This is a genomic window from Salisaeta longa DSM 21114, assembly GCF_000419585.1.
Taxonomy (GTDB): domain Bacteria; phylum Bacteroidota; class Rhodothermia; order Rhodothermales; family Salinibacteraceae; genus Salisaeta; species Salisaeta longa.
Genome location: NZ_ATTH01000001.1, coordinates 1,958,832 through 1,976,517, shown reverse-complemented (window position 1 = coordinate 1,976,517; position 17,686 = coordinate 1,958,832). Strand labels below are relative to the sequence as shown.

Sequence of the window (17,686 nt, the reverse complement as noted above, 5' to 3'; positions counted from 1 at the left end):
CGATCTCGTTGCACCGCCTTCTGCCACGGCGCTGCGCCCTGCTCCCCCGCTGCCACGCCTGAGCTTGTGTCTGTTCCTTCCTTTGTACGTACCGCGCGCGGACTGCTTGTAGGCGGCCTGTACCTGCTGCTGGCGGCGGTTGTGCTCTTTTTTGGCCTCACGCGCACGCGGGTCGGCCGTGACGTGGTGCGGCAGCAGATTGAGGCGCAGTTCAACGAGCAGTTTCGCGGGACGCTGCGCATTGGCGCGCTGGAGGGCAACCTGGTGTGGGATCTGTTTGCGCGCGACGTGCTTCTGCTCAGCGCCACCGGCGACACCATCGCGCACGTCGATTCGGTGGTGGCGCGGCCCTCGTGGCGGAGCATGTGGCGCGGCTACGCAACGCTCCGGTCGCTCACCCTCATCCGGCCGCACCTGTGGCTGCACCAACGGGCCGATAGCACGTGGACGATTGCGCGGGCGCTTGGTCTTCGCACGGCTGCTCCCTCGAACGGGCCGCCGTCGTTTGCGCTTGGCGATGTGGAGATTGTGGACGGAACGGTGCGCACCACCTCGGCCGCCCCGCCGCCCGCAATCGTCCGAAACGGCTGGCTGTTCGACTACACGACGGCCGAGCTGCGGGGCTTGAATGCGCAGATGCACGTGCAGTGGCTGCCCAAGGCGCGCCGTGTGGACGTAGACGCGCTGCGGTTCGCGTTGTCGGATCAGCGAGCGGCGGTACGCATGACCGGAACGGTGCGGCGCACCGGCGGGGCCTGGCACCTTGACGCCGCCCGTCTGCAATCGGGCGGTACCGACCTGGCCGTGGAGGCCCGCTGGCGCCCGGCCGACGCCGTGGGGCAACGGCGCCTCATGGTGGATGTGGCGCCCAGCACCGTCAACAACACCGCGTGGCAGCGGCTGGTACCGCGCTGGCCGCTGGCGCGCAGCATGCAAGTGGCGGGGCGCGTGCACGGTCCGCTGCGCGGGCTCGTCATCGACTCGCTGATGGTGGCGCACGGCCTATCGCGGGCCTCGGTGCGGGGCACGCTCGTAGGCTGGCCCGATTCGCTGGATGCCGAGCTCGCCGTCCGGCACACCACCGTGCGCCCGTCCGATGTCGACGCGCTGGTGCCCGGGGCGCCGCTGGCCGCGCTGCATCGCACCGGTCCGCTGCGCCTATCGGCCTATGTGCGGAGCACCGTGCACGGGCTATCGTCTGCCGCGACGCCCGTGGCCCTACAGGGCACCGCCGACTGGTCGGTGGCCGGCGCGCCCGGACGGGCCGGCGGCACGGCCCGCCTGCGCTACGCCGCTTCCGACACGCTGGCCTTCCAGGCCGCCCTAACCACGCAACAACTGGCCGTCCACCGGGTGGTGCGGCGCGTGCAGCGGCCCGTGCGTCTCAGCGGCGTGGTGACGCTCAGCGGCGAAGGCCGCAGCCTGCAGGCCCTCCGCACCGCCACGCAGGTGCGCCTCTCCGACGCGCAGCTCGGCCCGCAGCGCCTCGACTCGCTCGCGCTCGATGCGTCGGCGGTGCGCACCGCGGCCGGCCGCCGGGTTGAAGGGACACTGCAGCTTCGGCAACCCGCCGGCGGACGCCTGACGGCACAGGGCGCGTGGGTCGATTCTGTTGCGGTGCCGCGCGTGGCGTTGGAGGCGACGGCCGAGCGCTTCGAGCTGCAGCCGGTGATGGGCGGCCCGCCGACGCAGCTTACCGCAACGCTAACGGCGCAGGCATCGGGGCTGCAGCGGTGGGCCGCCCTGCAGGGTACCGCCGATGTATCTGTGGCACAGGCCATCATTGCACGAAGCGACAGCATCACCACGCTCCCGGCGCATCGCGTGACGGTGGCCCTGAAGCCGCGCAGCGCCACTGGTTCGCGCGTGCGCATCGGCGGCGACGTGGTGGCGGCTACGCTGGCGGGCGACGTGGCCGTCGAGCCGCTGTGGGCCTTGGGGCGCCTCTGGGCGGCCGAGACGCGGGCTGCGGTAACGACCCTGTGGAGCAAGCCGCGCCGCCCCGCGGCGCCCGATTCGCTTGTCACGGCGTCGGCGCAACCATCGCCGCCGTCCACTTCTGCTGCTCGCACCGTGCCTGCGGCCCAGCAAGCCGTCGCGCGCGTGATGCGCGCTGCGGACTATGCGCGGCCGCTGGAGGTCGCCAGCACCCTGCGGTGGAAGCGGCCCGCGATTGTGCGTGCGTGGTGGCCCGCGGCCCCGGCCGTCGACTCGACATTTACAGCAACAATGGCCGCGGTCGTCTCGCCCGACAGCCTCCAACTGCGCGGCACGCTCACCGCCGAGCGCCTGGGCGTGGGCTCATGGCGGGGCCACGATCCGGCGGTTCAGTTTCGGCTGGGCGGCACCCTGCGCGAGCGGCCGTTGCACGAAACGCTTTCGGTGCGGGTGGAGGCGCGCGCCGATCGGTTGGCAAACAGCCGCGTGGCGCTACAAGCGGCCACGGCGTCCTTCGACTTCAAAAACCAGCGCGGCACCCTTGCGGCACAGGCCCAACGCGCAGCTGCAGAAGGGTGGTTCAACCTGCGGGCCACGGTGCAAGCCCACGCGGCCTACAACACGCTAACGCTCCGCGAGCTGTCGCTTGCCGTGCCGCCGGTGGCCTGGGAAGTGCGCGGAACGCCCACCGTGCGCCTCTACCGGGATGCCGTGCAGATGGATCGCCTGACGTTTCAGAGCACGCAGCCGGCCGCGGCCCGCGTGCAGCGCCTTCAACTGGACGGCACGTTCTCGCCGTACCCAACCGACACCTTGGCGGTGGAGGCATCGAACGTGCGGCTCCTTCCGTTCTCGCAGGTCGCTCAGATGAACCATCCGCTGGGTGGTAGCTTGAGCGGGCGCACGGCCCTCACCGGCGGATGGCGCGCACCCGAGCTCAGCGGGTCGTTTGCCGTGCAGCGCCTGTCGCTCGACCAAAACCTGCTGGGGCGCCTCACAGTGTCAAGCCAGTACGCACTCGATCGGCAGGCCGTGCGGCTCAACGCGCGCCTGGCGCCGGCCGATACGACGGTCGATGTCCCCATCTTGGTGCCCGGCGGCCTCACCGATACGCGCCGAAGCACGCTCAGTATGGTGGGCACCGTAGGCCTAGGCACTGCAGGCCGCACGCCTCTCAACCTGTCGGTTAACATCGCCGAGGCCGATCTCTTTTTCTTCAAGTACATCTTCGAGGACGACCTGGGCACTGTCGATGGCTACGTGGCGGGCACCGGCCGCATCGGCGGATACCTCACCGATCCGTTGTTTGAGGCCGATTTGCGCGTGGCCAACGGGTACGCCACCGTTCCCGAGTTTGGGTTGGCCTACAACGTGAGCGGGCCGGTGCGCGTCGATGCGCGCGGCATCCACCTGCAAGATGTGACAGTGCGCGACCAGGGCGAGGGCCGCGCTACCATGAACGGCTCGGTGCTGTTTAACGACTACGAGTTTTTCTCGTTTAACCTGCGCGGCGACCTGCAAGAAATGCAGTTCATCAACGTGGCCGAATCGCAGACGCTGCCGTTCTACGGCGACATCCGCGCGAGCGGCACCGTGCGCCTCGTCGGCCCGCTCTCCAGTGCGCGGCTGTACTCGTCGCGCGTACGTACCACGCCCAACAGTCGGCTCGTCATCCCCGTCATAGAAGGCGGCGTTTCGGAGGATAGCGGCTTCATCATCTTTGCCGACTCCACCGGCCAACTTCCGGACCTGCGCGAGATTAACCGGCGCGACAATGTGCTGGCCGACCGTCCCGAGGGGGAGCCGACGTTCCTCGATGGGCTCGACATCAACCTGAACATTGTAGCGCCCGAGGGCTCGCAGGTCGACCTCGCCTTCGATCCGGTGGTGGGCGACGTGGTGCGCACGACCGGATCGGGCCGCGTGCAGCTGCAACGCACCGAAGGCACCTTCTACGTGTACGGCAGCTTCGATGTGCAGGGCGGCTCGTACCTGTTTACCGCGGGGGAAGTGTTCGTCCGGCAATTTGCGATTGACGGCGGCACGATTACGTGGACGGGCGACCCGATCAACGCGCAGCTCAACCTGAACGCGTCGTACCGCACGCGGGCCGCGCCGGCGGGCTTGCCCGGTTACGACAGCCGCAGCGCGCGCATCCCCGTCATTGTGGAGCTGTTCATCACGGGCACCGTCGAAGTGCCGCGCGTAGACCTTGGACTGGCCATTGATCGCGACCAGCCGGCCCAGCTTGTCGGTACGCGCACGCTCGATGCCATCCTCAACCAGCCCGAGCTGACCACCGAGTACGCCACCAGCGTGCTGCTCACCAACACCTTCTTGCTCACCACCACCTCGGCCGGCGATACCGGAGCCGGCGGCAACCGATTGGCCAGCGCGGGCAACCAGCTGGCCTTTAACAGCGTCTCGCAGCTCGTGGCGAGCCAGCTCAACCGCTACCTGAGCAAGGCGCTGCCCAACGTAGACCTCAACGTGGGCATTCAGGGGGAAAATCCGCAGAACCTGGACATCATCTACGGCGTGGCGCTGCGCCTGCTCAACGAGCGGCTCATCATCCGCGGCGAGGGGGTGTACACGGCCGACGAGGAGGAGCAAACCCAGACGCGCGGCCCGCAGGGCGAGTTTGTGGTGGAGGTGCGGCTCAGCCGCCGTGTATCGGCCGAAGTGTTTTACCGGCGCACCGGCGACACCTTTACGCGCGGGCGCACCCTCACCACCAGCGCCGGGGCCCGCCTGTCGTACCAAACCGAATTTCCGACGTGGAAGCGGCTGCTGTACCGCGTGTTTGGATGGCTCCTGCCCGACCGAACGGCCGCCCGCGGCACAACGTCCGACGACACAACGGCCGACGGCGCCTCCACATCGCCCGACAGCACCGCCGCGCCGCCCGCTTCGGAGGGCACGGCCACCGGCGCCGCTGCGGATTCATCGAATCGGCGTTGAACGTGTGGCCGCTACGTTGGTATCATCTCTCCTATATTGCTTTGTAGACAAAAAGAATTCCTGCGTGGCTCACGATACCGCTGCTCCCTCCGACGATACCATTCGCCGCCGTCTCCTTGAACACCTGCGGGCCCATCCGGACACGGCCTATCGCTCGCACGAGCTGGCGCAAGCGCTCGGGTACGACGACGACAACGATCACTTTTTGGCGTTTTGCGACGTCCTGGCCGACCTGAGCGCCAGTCACCTGGTGCGCCGCGACGGGCGAAAGTACAAGGCCAACCGGCAGCCCAACCACAAGCGGGGCACCCTCTCGGTGCATCCGCAGGGCTTTGGGTTTGTGCAAGATGAGGAGAGCGACGAGGAGTTCTTCATCCGCGAGCACAACATGGCCGAAGCCCTCGACGGCGATCGGGTGCTTGTGGGCGTCGCGGCGCGCTCGAAAGACGACAAAAAGCGCGAGTGCGAGGTGCTCGATGTGCTGGAGCGCCGCCGCACGCAGGTGGTGGGGACCTTTCGGCAGCGGGGGCACTTTGCCTTCGTAGACCCCGACGATCAGCGCGTGCTGCAGGATGTGTACGTGCCCGAGGAGGCGTTCAACGGCGCAGAAGATGGGCAGAAGGTGGTGGCGTCCATCGACCGGTTTGACAGCCGCAAAGCCTCGCCCGAAGGCCGCGTGCTGCGCGTGCTGGGCGATGCCGACGATGCGAACGTGCGCGTGCTGGCGCTGGCCATGAGCATGGACGTGCGCCCCGAGCTGCCCGACGAGGTCATCGCGGCCGCCGAAGCCATCCCCGAAGAGATTCCATCGGATGAGATCGAGCGCCGCCTCGACTTGCGCTCGAAGCCCGTCTTTACCATCGACCCGGACGATGCCAAGGACTTCGACGATGCCATCCACATCCTCCAGAAGCCCGACGGCAACTACGAGGTCGGCGTCCACATCGCCGACGTAAGCCACTACGTGCCCACCGAAGGGCCAATTGAAGACGAGGCCTACGACCGCGCCACGAGCGTCTATCTCGTCGATCGCACCATTCCCATGCTGCCGGAGAAGCTCTCCAACGGGCTCTGCTCGCTGCGGCCGCACGAAGACAAGCTGGCGTTCTCCTGCCTCATGGACGTAACGCCGCAAGGCGAGGTGGTGTCGTACGACATCCGCGAAACCGTCATCCACTCCAAGCAGCGCCTCACCTACGACGAGGCGCAGGCCTACCTGGATGGCGAATCGGGGCCGATGGCGGCGCACGTGCGCCGCGCCTGGGGGCTGGCCGAGAAGCTGACGAAGGAACGCATGAGCACCGGCGGCATCGACTTCGGCTCCGACGAGGTCAAGGTGATCCTCAATGACGACGGCACACCGCAAGAGGTGGTGCGCAAGACCCGCAAGCCGGCCAACCGGCTCGTGGAGGAGTTCATGCTACTGGCCAACCGCACCGTGGCGGCGCACATCGGCGACCCGTCGTACGCGAAGGACCATGCCGCCAACGGCGCTCCCTTCGACGACAACGCACCGCCCTTTGTCTATCGCATTCACGACACGCCCGATGCCGAGCGCATTCGTCAACTGGCGGAGTACGTTCAGGTCTTTGGGCACACCCTCCCGCTTACCGATGGCAACGCGGACTCCGAGGATCTTGCGCAGCTCATCAACTCCGCCCGCGACACGGCCGAGGAGATCGTCATCCGGCGGGCGGCGCTCCGGGCCATGTCGAAGGCCGAGTACAACGTGAACAACATCGGCCACTACGGCCTCTCGTTCGATTTCTACACGCACTTCACCAGCCCCATCCGCCGGTACCCCGACCTGGCGATACACCGGCTCCTGAAGCGTTACCACGCGGGCGGGCGACCCGCCAACGAAGAGCGGCTCACCGCCATTTGCGAGCACTGCTCAGAGCAAGAGCGCGAGGCCGAGCAGGCCGAGCGCGAGTCGGTGAAGCTGAAAAAGGTGGAATACGCCGCGCGCCACGTGGGCAATACCTACGAGGGTGTTGTGAGCGGAGCCACCAAGTTTGGCGTGTTCGTCGAGATCACCGACCTTTTGGTAGAAGGGCTCGTCCACGTGCGCGAAATGGACGACGACTACTACGCGTTCGATGAGTCGACGTACACGCTGCGCGGCGAAAACTACGGCCGCAGCTTTCGGCCGGGCGACACCGTGCAGGTGAAAATCATCGGCGCCGATATCGAGAAGCGCGAAGTCGATCTCGTGTTTGTCGACGACGCCAAATCCGGCAAGTGATGATGGCGCTGGATAAGCGCTCGACGCACGCGTGTGCCCGCGCGGGACGATGGGATCACACCAACGAAGCCTTAACAAAAAGTGGGGGCGGCACGCCTGGTCCTTTTCCGATTACCCATCTGCCGGGATAATCGTGCTCTCTTCCATATCGCGGAAAATCTGCTCGGGACCGGCAGGTGTGTAAACGATAATGAGTTCGAGCGACTCCTCGCCCGTATTCTGCGTGGCATGATATACGCCCTTCGGGATGTAGATAGCGTCTCCGGGCCCAATGGCAACAGGGTCTTTGTCGTCGAGCATCTGCGTCCCAGTCCCGGAGCGGACGAAAATTATCTCATCGGCTTCCGGATGGTTGTGGCGGGCATGCCCGCTGCCTGGATGGACGTGCACTAGGCCAAAGCTCGAGCTGTCGGCCCCGGTAGAGTGCGGGTCGCTGAGCATCTGAAGAGTGCCCCAGTCGAACTGAAGCGTATCGACGTCGTCGGCGGTTGTGATGGCAGCAGGTCCGATATGTTGCATGGCATTTGAGGATTGATTGTGTGAATCAACGTACTGTGTCACTTATTGCGGGGCGGTTGGACGGATGGAAGCCCCAGGGACCGCTACCCGCTCGATACCTTAAAAATTCAACTCCTTGAAGGCACGAGCCTGATGTTCGATCGCCGGTTCGGTAGGCAGCCGCTCGACGCTTGAAGCACCAAAGAACCCGACGACGCCTTCGGTGTGATCAAAAATGTACTGGGCGTCGTCCGGCTCGGCAATGGGGCCGCCGTGGCACAACACAAGGATATCGGGGTTGACGGCCTTTGCTGCATCGTGCATGGCCTGTACACGGTCGGCGGCTTCCTCAAGATTGAGGGCCGTTTCGGCTCCAATATCACCCTTCGTTGTGAGGCCCATGTGCGGCACGAGTACGTCGGCGCCGGCGGTGGCCATGGCCTTTGCTTGTTCGGTGTCAAAGACGTACGGGCATGTCAGGAAGTCCATTTCGTGTGCTAAACGGATCATGTCAATCTCCTTCTGAAAGCTCATCTCCGTCTCTTCCAGGTTTTGCCGGAAGGTACCATCGATGAGGCCCACCGTCGGGAAGTTCTGCACCCCGTCAAAGCCCATCTCTTTAAGTTCGCGGAGGAAGGCCGGCATGAGGCGAAACGGATCGGTGCCGCAGACGCCAGCAAGAACGGGCGTATCCCTCACAACGGGAAGCACCTCGCGGGCCATGTCGACCACGATGGCATTGGCATCACCGTACGGAAGCAGACCAGCAAGGCTGCCGCGCCCGCCCATTCGGTAGCGGCCGGAGTTGTAGATGATGATGATGTCGGTGCCGCCGCGCTCGGCAAACTTGGCCGAGATGCCAGTGCCCGCTCCAGCACCTAAAAGGGGCGTACCGGCGTCTACCTGCGATTGCAAGCGCTGCAACGATTCACTGCGTTCAATAAAAGGCATGGCGGTTGGCGTAGCGTGTGTAAAGAAGCGGACGATGAAAAAGCGAAAGCCCTGTTCTGTTGTGGCCGGGCATCGGGTGGGTTGTCGTCCCATGCATGCCGCTTTTTAGAAGAAGGGCACACCACTCATCCATCAAGCAAATCGATCAGGCGTGTGGCCAATGCGTTCGCAAAGGCCTTGTCGTTAATGTGCGCATCCACCTCCACGAGCTCTACGGACGTGGGGTTAATGTGCTCACGAAGCGCATCGAAGAGAGCAGCGTCAGCCGCGGGATCGTGGAACGGCTCATCAGGGGCATCGATCATGCTCACGCCGCGGAGCGGTAGCATGAGTACGGTGGGGCCGGTGGCAGCGTTAAGCTTCTCGGCAAGAATACGCCCCAGCTCGGCGTTCTCCTCGGGCGTGGTGCGCATCAGCGTGACCTGTGCATTGTGCTGATACAAGGTGCGCTCCTGAAACGCATCGGGCACTGTATCCACAGGGCCAAAATTGACCATGTCGAGGGCCCCAACAGAGACGACCTGCGGGGTGCCCGTTTGCCCGGCAGCGTCGAGGCGCGTGGGGCCCGCGCTCAGCACGCCGCCCACAAGTTCATCGCACCACTCGGTGGTCGTGATGTCTGCCACGCCGGCAATGAACCCATCCTCGATGAGCCCCTCCATGGCGCGGCCGCCGCTCCCGGTGGCATGGAAAGTGACCACCTCGTAGCCTTCCTCTTCAAGATGGTTGCGCACGGCCGTTACGCACGGGGTGGTCACGCCAAACATAGTCGCGGCCACAAGCGGCTTATCGTCGGCTGCGGAAATGGATTGTTCGGCCATTCCACAGGCTGCCCCTACGGCGTTGCCAATCACTTGCCGTGCGATGCGATTCAGCCCGGCAATATCAACCACCGAGTACATCATTGTGATGTCCTTTGCACCGACGTACGGGGCTGTGTCGCCCGATGCCATCGTCGACACCATTACTTTTGGAAGGCCTACGGGCAGCGCCCGCATTACCCCGGTAGCTACGGCCGTATTGCCCGAGCCGCCGAGGCCCAGGACGGCATCAAAGGCATGCGTGTCCAGCCGTTCGCGCGCAATGGCTGTTGCGCCTTCGGTCATCGCATCCATGGCGGCCCCCCGATCGTTGGCCTCGCGCAGTGCTTCAAGCGTAGTACCCGCGGCCTTAGCCACTTCATGGGCGGGAATCGTGGGTTCAACGGTGGGTGCGCCCAGCACCCCCACGTCAAGCAGTACGGCCGTGTGCCCCCGTGCCTCGATCTGGTCGCGGGCAAACGCAAATTCCTCTCCCTTGGTGTCGAGCGTACCAATTAGAAGAATGGTGGAGCTCATTGCAACACATGGGCCTGGTAATGGAAGCGCTTCTATGATTGATGATAAATCTATCGATGTATCTCCGCGCTATCAAAGTCATCTAGATTTAGTACAAAAAAATTACAATTTTTGTATGCTTCGGTTGGCGTTCCCTGGCTCACATCGGGTAATTCTCTTGAGCTGTTTGCGGGTGTGCAGGGCCAACCGTGCAGCGCGTTGCGGCGCTTTCCCGTTCGTTTGTAGCGCCGACCCCGTGGCGCGAAGCCTCGGCAGGTGGCACAGACCGTTCCATGCTGGAATAAAGACAGGTCCTGTCCCGCAGTGCCGTGACACGGCTCAGCAAAGCCCGCGAGGGGTGACAACCAACGGCCTAATACCGTAGCGTAAAGTAGTCGGCGCCGCGGTCGGCGTGTAGGCGCAGCACGTCGGCCCGCACGAGGCGCACAAGAATGACCGACGCCTCGTCGGTCGACACGTCGGCCAACTGGGCAAACTGCGCCACCGTGATCCGGCCATAGTCGTCGAGGTAGCGCATCAGGAGCGATTCGGTTTCGCCGAACGCAAACGTGACACCGTTGGTCGCGTCGCCCGCTTGCATCAGGCGCACCGACTCGTCGCTCGCCTCCACGCTCATCTCCTTCACGCGCACGTACGGCGTGCCATCGCCGGCGGCTGCTGCGTTGAGGAGGCGGTGCGGCTTCTGGTCGCTTTCGGGCACAACCACGAGGAGAACGTCGCGGCCCGGGGCAATGACGATGCGCTCGGTTCGGTACGGAACGGGCGGGGCGGTGTACTGGGCCACGGCCTGATCGAAGGCAAAGGCCTCCTCGCTGGCATCGCTAACGCCGGTGATGGTCCCGTCATCGGCAACGCCAAGCAGGATGCGCCCGCCGTGGGTGTTGGCCAGCGCCACCACCTCTTTGGCAATGCGGGGCGCGCGCGGCACGCGGCGCTTAAACTCAAGACTCACGCCTTCGCCGAGGGCCACCAGTTGTTGCAATTCGCGCAGCGTCATGGGCGCGGGCGGTTGGTGAACAGGGGAGAAGCGGCAGGGCTACGATTCGAGGAGCTCGGGGCGCCAGTTTTCGCGTTTGGCGTCGCGCGTCATGAGGGCGTCGACCATGGCCTCGGGCGCCTGGCCCTCGAAGAGCACGGCGTACACCGCGGCGGTAATGGGCATCTCGATGCCGTGGCGGGCGGCCAGGTCGCGGAGCGACACCGTCGTCTGTACGCCCTCTGCCACCATGTCCATGCGGTCTACGATGGACGCCAGCGCGTGGCCCCGGCCAATCTGTTCGCCCAGGTGGCGGTTGCGGCTGTGTGCGCTCATGCAGGTGACCACGAGGTCGCCGATGCCGGTGAGGCCGGCAAAGGTAGCGGGCTTTGCGCCAAGGGCGAGCCCGAGCCGTTTGATCTCGGCAAGGCCGCGGGTGACGAGCGCGGCCTTCGCGTTGTCGCCATAGCCAACGCCGTCGCTGATACCGGCCGCGATAGCGAGGACGTTTTTGGCGGAGCCGCCCACCTCAACGCCCATCACATCGGTGTTTACGTACACGCGCAGGCGGTCGGTCATGAAGCGGGCCTGGATCGTCTCGGCGGTGTCGAGGTGCGGCGCGGCCACCACCACGGCCGTGGGCTGGTCGAGGGCCACTTCCTCCGCATGGCTGGGGCCGTAGCACACGCTCACGCGGTGGTCCACCGCGGGCCCCAGCACATCGGCAATGACCTGCGACATGGTGCACAGCGTGCCGTTTTCAATCCCCTTGGCCAGCGACACAAGGTGCACCGCGGGATGCAGGAACGGAATCAGTTGCCGGACGAGCGCCCGCATGGCCTGCGACGGAACGGCCAGCGCCCACAGCGACGATGCCTCCGCCGCTGAAGCGAGGCTGGAGGTAACCGTGACGCCCGCGGGGAGCGCCACGTCGGGCAGGTACCGCGGGTTGTGGCGCGTGTGGCGCATGCTAGCTGCCGCCGCGGGGCGGCGCGTCCATAGCGTAACGTCGCGCCCGGCGCGCGCCCAGTGCACCGCGAGCGCCGTGCCCCAGCTGCCCGCGCCCAGAATCGTGATCGGAGCGTTCACAGGAACGGAAGGTTGATCGTAGAAGCCAGTGGAGGCGCGCTCAAATTTCGCCGCGCCCGTGCATCCCTTGCGCCGGTTTGAATGATCCAACCCGGTTCTCGTTGCCCGCCAACAGGCGCTTAATGTTCGATTGATGCGCCGCGATGATGGCGACTGCAACGACGATTCCGAAGAGAAGCAGGCTCAGCGGCTCGTCGGCTTCAAACACGTACCGCCGCAGCGCCACGATGGTGGGGAAGGCCACCGCGCCGGTCATGGAGGCCAGCGACACGTAGCGCGAGGTGAGCAGCACGATGAGAAAAACGGCCATCGTAAGCAGGGTGGAGATGGGCGAGAGGGCCAGCAGAATGCCCGCGGCCGTATTCACGCCCTTGCCGCCCTGAAAGCGCGCCCAGATCGGAAACATGTGCCCCAGCACCGCCGCGAGGCCCGCGAGAAGCCCCACGATGGTGAGTGCATCCCAGCCGCCAAACATAGGCAGCGCGTCGATGCGAATCCACCGCGCAAAGCCGCCTGCCGCCAGCGCGCCCTTGCCCATGTCGATAACCGTAGACAGCACGCCCGCCTTCCACCCCACCACCCGAAACGTGTTGGTGGCGCCGGCATTGCCGCTGCCATGCTCGCGTACGTCAATGCCGTACAGCGCTTTGCCGGCCCAAACACTTCCGGGAATGGAGCCCACCAGGTAGCTCAATACAAGGATGACGGCCAGAGAAAGCATGCGGGTGTGGGGTTGTGCAAAAGAATCGACCGTAGACGTACGGGCACGGCCGGGCAATGGATTCTGCAGCGCTGCAGGCCGGTGTTACAACACGCGGCGCAAAATGGACTGCAGCCGCTCGTGGTCGTCGTCCAGCAGCCGGCTGAGGGCCCGCCCGGCCGTTACGAGCGCATCGCGGCCGCCGTGCGCCCCGCCGTGGGCCGCGTAGGTGCGCTGCAGCACGGCCACCAGAAGGTCGTCGACCGGCACGGCGGGGTCCGGGTGCCGCACGAGCGTGCGGAGGAAGTCGTACGGGGCGCCCAGCGCGGCCACCGCGTCCTCGGGGCACGCCTCAACAAACGCATGCATGGCGGGCGGGTGCGCGGGGAGCGTTTGGTGGAGGGGCGCGTTGGGGCCCCGCCGATACGCCAGGATTTGCGCGCGCACCGTGGTGCGCAGGAGCTCTTGCACCATGGGCAACTCGCGCTTCCGCTCTTCCGCCGAAAGGCCCAGCGCCACGGCCTGCCGGTTGCCGTCGTAGCTGCCTACGGCCACATGGCTCACCAGGCCGTACAACGAGGCGCCATCGTCGGCCGGCACCATCACCCACGAGCCAAACGCGGGCGGGTCGGCCGCGGCGTACACCTCGGCGGTAAACTGTCGGGTGGTCGATTCTACAACTTCGCCAAACGGATCGGTAGGCATAGCACAACAAGGAATGGAGGGGAAGCTACACGCGGGGCCGCTGCTTGCTGAAGCGCTTGCGCGAGCCCTGGGCGGGCAGGCCATCGCGCCGGAAGGTGCGGTCGAGCAGGCGGAAGAACGCCTCGCGCTCCGGTGCGCGCACCACCGCGCGCTCGTGGGCCTCAGACAGCGCAATCGGGTAGCCGTCTCCCTTCTGGCATTCATCCAGCACCAGCGCGTGAATGGTGTCGAGCAGCGCCGGGGCGTCGGCCACCCAGCGCGGGCACTCGATGCGCGCAATCTCGCTGCGGTGCGCTCCCACCGGGATCTTGACGTACACGTAGCAGATGGCGCTTTCGGCCTCGTACGAGGCTTGAATGTGCGAGGTCGATTGAAAGACCGCCGAGCGCTCGCCGACATCCAACACCGCTTGCATGAGCGTGCGATCGAGCAGGCCCTCTAGCGGCGCGCCCTCGGGCACCGCGCCGGTGTCAACAAGCGGCGTCAGCGCGCCAATCTCGGCCAGCACGACGCGCAAAAAGTTGACCACCTCGGTGTTCGCGGGGCGGCTGATGTACGAGGCCAGCGGCAGGGCCTCGTCGCGGAAGGAGCGCAGCATGGAGGCATAACGCGCGATGAGCTCCTCTTCGACGGCGCGGTTGCGCATGCCGCGCAGCATCCAGCGGATGAGCGTGCCATCGGCAAGGGCCACGAGCGGGCGGCCGTCGCAGATGGCGTCGCGCGCCGTATCAAGCAGCATGCGCAGCTCGGCCTCGTCGCGCAGCGCCGATACCACCTCGGTCGTTACGCTGCCCAGGGTTGCATCGAAGTGGGCGTCGAGGCGCTCGCGGAAGTGCAAATCCGGCACGGCATCCAGCACCGGTGGTTCGGTTGTGCCGTACTGAAACGCAATTTTGCTGATGTTGAGCAGAAAGAACGTGGGCTCCACGTGGCGGTCGGGGTAGATCTGAGACCCGTCGGCCGCGACGATGGTGAGCGGCGTGGGCCGCTCGGGTGCCGCGTACCGCGCCGTCGGGTCGTCGCGCAGCTCGGCCACCAGCGGACTTGGATCGCAGGCCTGCACGCGGTCGCGCAGCGCGGCCCAGTCGGCGCCGGCGCAGGCTTCCAATGCCGCACGGGCCCGAGCCAGCTGCTCGGTCCGCCGGTCGCGCATGGTGCGCTCGTGCGTGCGGAAGTCCGCCAGTTGCTCGTGTAATTTCCGGAGATCCAGCATAGGCGGCTACAAACGGCGTTTCATCTTGGCGTGCGCTCTGCGATATTGTATCGACCGTTTCTTCTGAACGATGCGTGGTGTTTATGGCTGCAACCGACTCTCAACGGGCCCGCTGGCTGCTCGTCCTCGATGGTGTCATGCTCGTGCTTATTAGCGCCAACCTGGCGTTGCTCGCAGTGGACTGGCTCTACACCATGCCGTCGGTGCAACGGCTTTTGAGTGCCTACGCCCCCAACGTTTACGCGTTCTATGGCACGTACGTGCACGAGCATTTCATTTTGTACGACCTGGGGTTCGTCTCGATCTTCATCGTAGAAATTACAGTGCGGTGGATCGTGGCCATCCGGCGCGGCACCTACGAGCGCTGGTGGTACTATCCGTTTGCGCACTGGTACGACGTGCTCGGGTGCATTCCGGTGGGCTCGCTCCGGTCGCTGCGCCTGCTACGCATCATTGCAATGGTGCCCAAGCTGCAACGCCTGGGGTGGATTGACGTGCGGCAGCTGGCGGTGTACCAGACGGCGCTGCGGTACTGGGCGGCCCTCATCGAGGAGATTACCGACCGGGTGGCCGCCCGCATCTTGGAGAGCGTAAAAGACGGCATTCGGGAAGGCCATCCGGTGACGGAGCAGATCGTAAACGAAGCCATTGTGCCGCAGCGCGACGTGCTCACCGAGATTGTGACGCAGCGGCTGCAGCAGGCCACCGCGCAGGCGTACATGGAGTATCAGGAGGACTTTCGCACGTATCTTGATGGCGTGATTGCGAAGGCCGTGTCCGAAAATCGCGAGATTGGCACGATTGCGAGCATTCCGGGCGTGGGCGGCACGATAAGCACCTTGCTCGAACATGCCATCAGCGACATTGTGTATCGCGTCATCGACCAGATGGTGGCCGATGTGGCCTCGCCCGAGAACGACGTCGTGCTGGGCCACATTGCCACGATCTCGACGGATGCGGTGCTGATGAGCGACTATGACAAGCGCCTCAGCCGGCTTTCACGGTCCATGCTCATTCAGTCGCTTGACCTTATCCAAGAGCACGTCGAAATTAAGCAGTGGAAGGAGCAGGATCCTTTGCCGTCGTAGGTGCGCCGTTCGTTTCCCATCGTAGCTTGTTGCTGTGGCCGGCCTGTATATCCATGTCCCGTTTTGTCGTACGCGTGCCCCGTACGACGAGAGCTATCAGGTGCCGACCGACGCGACCGCCTTTGATGCATACGTGGAGGCGGTGACGCGGGAGCTGGAAATTTACGCGGCCCGCTATCACGACGAGGCGCCGGTGAAGTCGTTGTACGTGGGAGGCGCTCGGGCGTCGCTGCTGCCGGTCCCCGCGATGCGCGCGCTGGTAACCACCGTGCTCGATGTGTTCGATGCGTCGCTCATCCAAGAGGCCACGCTGGAGGTCCATCCGGCCGATGCGTCGCTCGACTACCTGCAGGCGGTGCACGGCCTGGGGTTCGACCGCGTGAGCCTGTCGGTGCTCTCGTTCTTTGCCGACGACCTCGCGGCCCTGCAGGCCGAGCATTCGGCCGCACAGGCGCAAGACGCGGTGCACCATGCCGAGCAAGCCGGCTTCGAAACGCTTTCGGTTGACCTGCTCTTTGGATGGCGGGAGCAGTCGAGCGATTACTGGAAGGGTAACCTCAACCACGTCCGCCGCATGCACGTGCCGCACGTGGCGCTGATCGAGTGGAACCCCGAGCCCGAGGACGACCCGGTGCGGCACGGCAAACGCCTGTCGTATGCCATGCGCTTCTTGGACGACGAGGGCTATGCGCCGTACGAGCTCACGCACTTTGCCCGCGACGGGCACCGCTCGTTGCATCAGGAGAATTACTACGCGCACGGCAGCTACCTCGGCGTGGGGCCGTCGGCGCATTCATTTTGGTGGCCCGCGCAAACCGACGAGCAACCGGCGCGCCGGTGGGCCAACGTCCAGGATGTTGACGAGTACTGCCGGCTGCTCGGGGAGCCGTACGCGCCCATCTCGTTTCGGGAGGTGGTTCCGCGCACGGCGCGCGCCGAGGAGTACATGCTGCTGCGCCTGCGGACGCTGGAGGGGCTCGACCTGCGCGTGCTCCGCGAGCGCTACGGCGTAGACCTTCAGGCCACGCATCCGCACCTGCTCGATCAGCTGGTGGCGGGTGACCTCATCGAACCGCTCGATCCGTCGGCTCCTTGTGTGCGTCTCACGCCCGATGGGCGGCTCGTGGCCGATGGCATTGCCGAGCGCCTGCTGCGTGGGGTGACGGCGTCGGTTGAGGCGTAACGCTGCGTATCCACCATAACAAAGCGGCCGCTCCGATAGGCAGAGCGGCCGCTTCGCGGGATCTGTTGGATGTTGCAGTTTCTAGGCTTCTTCGGTTCCCGCTTCGCCTTCCTCGCCTTCGGGCAGCTCTTCGCCCTCTTCGCCTTCGGGCAGCTCTTCGCCTTCTTCGAGCTCCTCCTCTTCGGCCGCCTCGGTGGTGGTCGTTTCGATGTGCGGCGCCACAACGGTTACGAGGGTCTGGCCGTCCGCCATCTTGTAGTCGAACTCCTTGTCCAGGTCGTAGACGTGGATGGAGTCGCCAATGGCAAGGTGCGAGATGTCGATCTCAATGGCCGTCGGGATGTTCGACGGCAGGCACGAGATGGTGACCTCACGCACGATAAATTGCGTATCGCCGCCGTTCTTCTGGCCCTCCGGAATGCCCTGGTAGCGGATGGGCACCGTGAGCGTAATCTTGTGGCCCTCGCGGAGCACTTGAAAGTCGACGTGCTGCGGGTGGTCGGTAACCGGATGCAGGTCGTAGTCCTTGAGGATGCAGTTCCACGCTTGGCCGTCTACGCTCACTTCCACCACGTTCGACGTGCGGCGGTAGAGCAACTTCTCCATCTGCACCGTGGGCACCTGGAAGGGCACCGGGTCCGTATCCGAACCGTAGAGGATGCAGGGGACGTGGTCGTTCTTGCGGACCGCTTGCGTGGCCTTCTTGCCGGTTTCGCGCGGTTGGGCTTCGAGGGTTATGGCTTCCATGATGAAACGGTTCGGTTCAATCGTTGGTGCACAGCACGTCGGGTGGCCGAGGCGC

General features: G+C 65.3%; 13 protein-coding genes. 4 read left to right on the top strand and 9 right to left on the bottom strand.

The window, feature by feature from the left end; translation table 11 throughout:
* The first annotated feature begins 66 nt into the window (after positions 1 to 66).
* Both SALLO_RS16115 and rnr read left to right on the top strand, forming a co-directional pair.
* Positions 67 to 4,899, top strand: a complete 4,833-nt coding sequence (locus tag SALLO_RS16115) for a translocation/assembly module TamB domain-containing protein (RefSeq protein WP_022835821.1) — start codon at positions 67 to 69, stop codon at positions 4,897 to 4,899.
* 64 nt (positions 4,900 to 4,963) lie between these two features.
* Positions 4,964 to 7,144: a ribonuclease R gene (gene rnr, locus SALLO_RS0108180; protein ID WP_022835820.1), complete on the top strand. Its 2,181-nt coding sequence runs from the start codon at positions 4,964 to 4,966 to the stop codon at positions 7,142 to 7,144.
* 111 nt (positions 7,145 to 7,255) lie between these two features.
* On the opposite strand, the gene SALLO_RS0108175 is transcribed toward rnr, so the two are convergent.
* The 8 genes from SALLO_RS0108175 to SALLO_RS0108140 form a co-directional block, all read right to left on the bottom strand.
* A complete protein-coding gene (locus SALLO_RS0108175) occupies positions 7,256 to 7,663 on the bottom strand; it encodes a cupin domain-containing protein (protein WP_022835819.1) in 408 nt (135 codons plus the stop codon).
* Positions 7,664 to 7,762: 99 nt separating this feature from the next.
* Positions 7,763 to 8,593 (bottom strand): phosphoenolpyruvate hydrolase family protein, encoded by an 831-nt coding sequence (locus tag SALLO_RS0108170; RefSeq protein ID WP_022835818.1) that lies wholly within the window; start codon positions 8,591 to 8,593, stop codon positions 7,763 to 7,765.
* 125 nt (positions 8,594 to 8,718) lie between these two features.
* A complete protein-coding gene (locus tag SALLO_RS0108165) occupies positions 8,719 to 9,930 on the bottom strand; it encodes a Tm-1-like ATP-binding domain-containing protein (RefSeq protein ID WP_022835817.1) in 1,212 nt (403 codons plus the stop codon).
* Positions 9,931 to 10,282: 352 nt separating this feature from the next.
* The gene (locus tag SALLO_RS0108160; RefSeq protein WP_022835816.1) at positions 10,283 to 10,927 is read right to left on the bottom strand and encodes an RNA-binding domain-containing protein; all 645 of its coding nucleotides are present in this window, start codon (positions 10,925 to 10,927) and stop codon (positions 10,283 to 10,285) included.
* 39 nt (positions 10,928 to 10,966) lie between these two features.
* A complete protein-coding gene (locus SALLO_RS0108155) occupies positions 10,967 to 11,995 on the bottom strand; it encodes an NAD(P)H-dependent glycerol-3-phosphate dehydrogenase (protein ID WP_022835815.1) in 1,029 nt (342 codons plus the stop codon).
* Positions 11,996 to 12,035: 40 nt separating this feature from the next.
* Positions 12,036 to 12,716 (bottom strand): glycerol-3-phosphate 1-O-acyltransferase PlsY, encoded by a 681-nt coding sequence (gene plsY, locus SALLO_RS0108150; protein ID WP_022835814.1) that lies wholly within the window; start codon positions 12,714 to 12,716, stop codon positions 12,036 to 12,038.
* An 84-nt stretch (positions 12,717 to 12,800) separates the two neighbouring features.
* Positions 12,801 to 13,400, bottom strand: a complete 600-nt coding sequence (locus SALLO_RS0108145; RefSeq protein ID WP_022835813.1) for a hypothetical protein — start codon at positions 13,398 to 13,400, stop codon at positions 12,801 to 12,803.
* Positions 13,401 to 13,425: 25 nt separating this feature from the next.
* The gene (locus SALLO_RS0108140; RefSeq protein ID WP_022835812.1) at positions 13,426 to 14,613 is read right to left on the bottom strand and encodes a DNA double-strand break repair nuclease NurA; all 1,188 of its coding nucleotides are present in this window, start codon (positions 14,611 to 14,613) and stop codon (positions 13,426 to 13,428) included.
* 83 nt (positions 14,614 to 14,696) lie between these two features.
* Here SALLO_RS0108140 and SALLO_RS16110 point away from each other — a divergent pair, with 83 nt between their 5' ends.
* Together SALLO_RS16110 and SALLO_RS0108130 are read left to right on the top strand one after the other, a co-directional pair.
* Positions 14,697 to 15,701: a hypothetical protein gene (locus tag SALLO_RS16110; RefSeq protein ID WP_022835811.1), complete on the top strand. Its 1,005-nt coding sequence runs from the start codon at positions 14,697 to 14,699 to the stop codon at positions 15,699 to 15,701.
* A 34-nt stretch (positions 15,702 to 15,735) separates the two neighbouring features.
* Positions 15,736 to 16,884 carry a coproporphyrinogen-III oxidase family protein gene (locus tag SALLO_RS0108130; protein WP_022835810.1) on the top strand — a complete coding sequence of 383 codons (1,149 nt, stop codon included), beginning with the start codon at positions 15,736 to 15,738 and terminating at the stop codon, positions 16,882 to 16,884.
* An 81-nt stretch (positions 16,885 to 16,965) separates the two neighbouring features.
* Here the strand turns inward: SALLO_RS0108130 and SALLO_RS0108125 are convergent, their stop codons facing one another.
* Positions 16,966 to 17,631, bottom strand: coding sequence for a 50S ribosomal protein L25 (locus SALLO_RS0108125; RefSeq protein ID WP_051141339.1), 666 nt, complete (start codon positions 17,629 to 17,631; stop codon positions 16,966 to 16,968).
* Positions 17,632 to 17,686 lie beyond the last annotated feature (55 nt).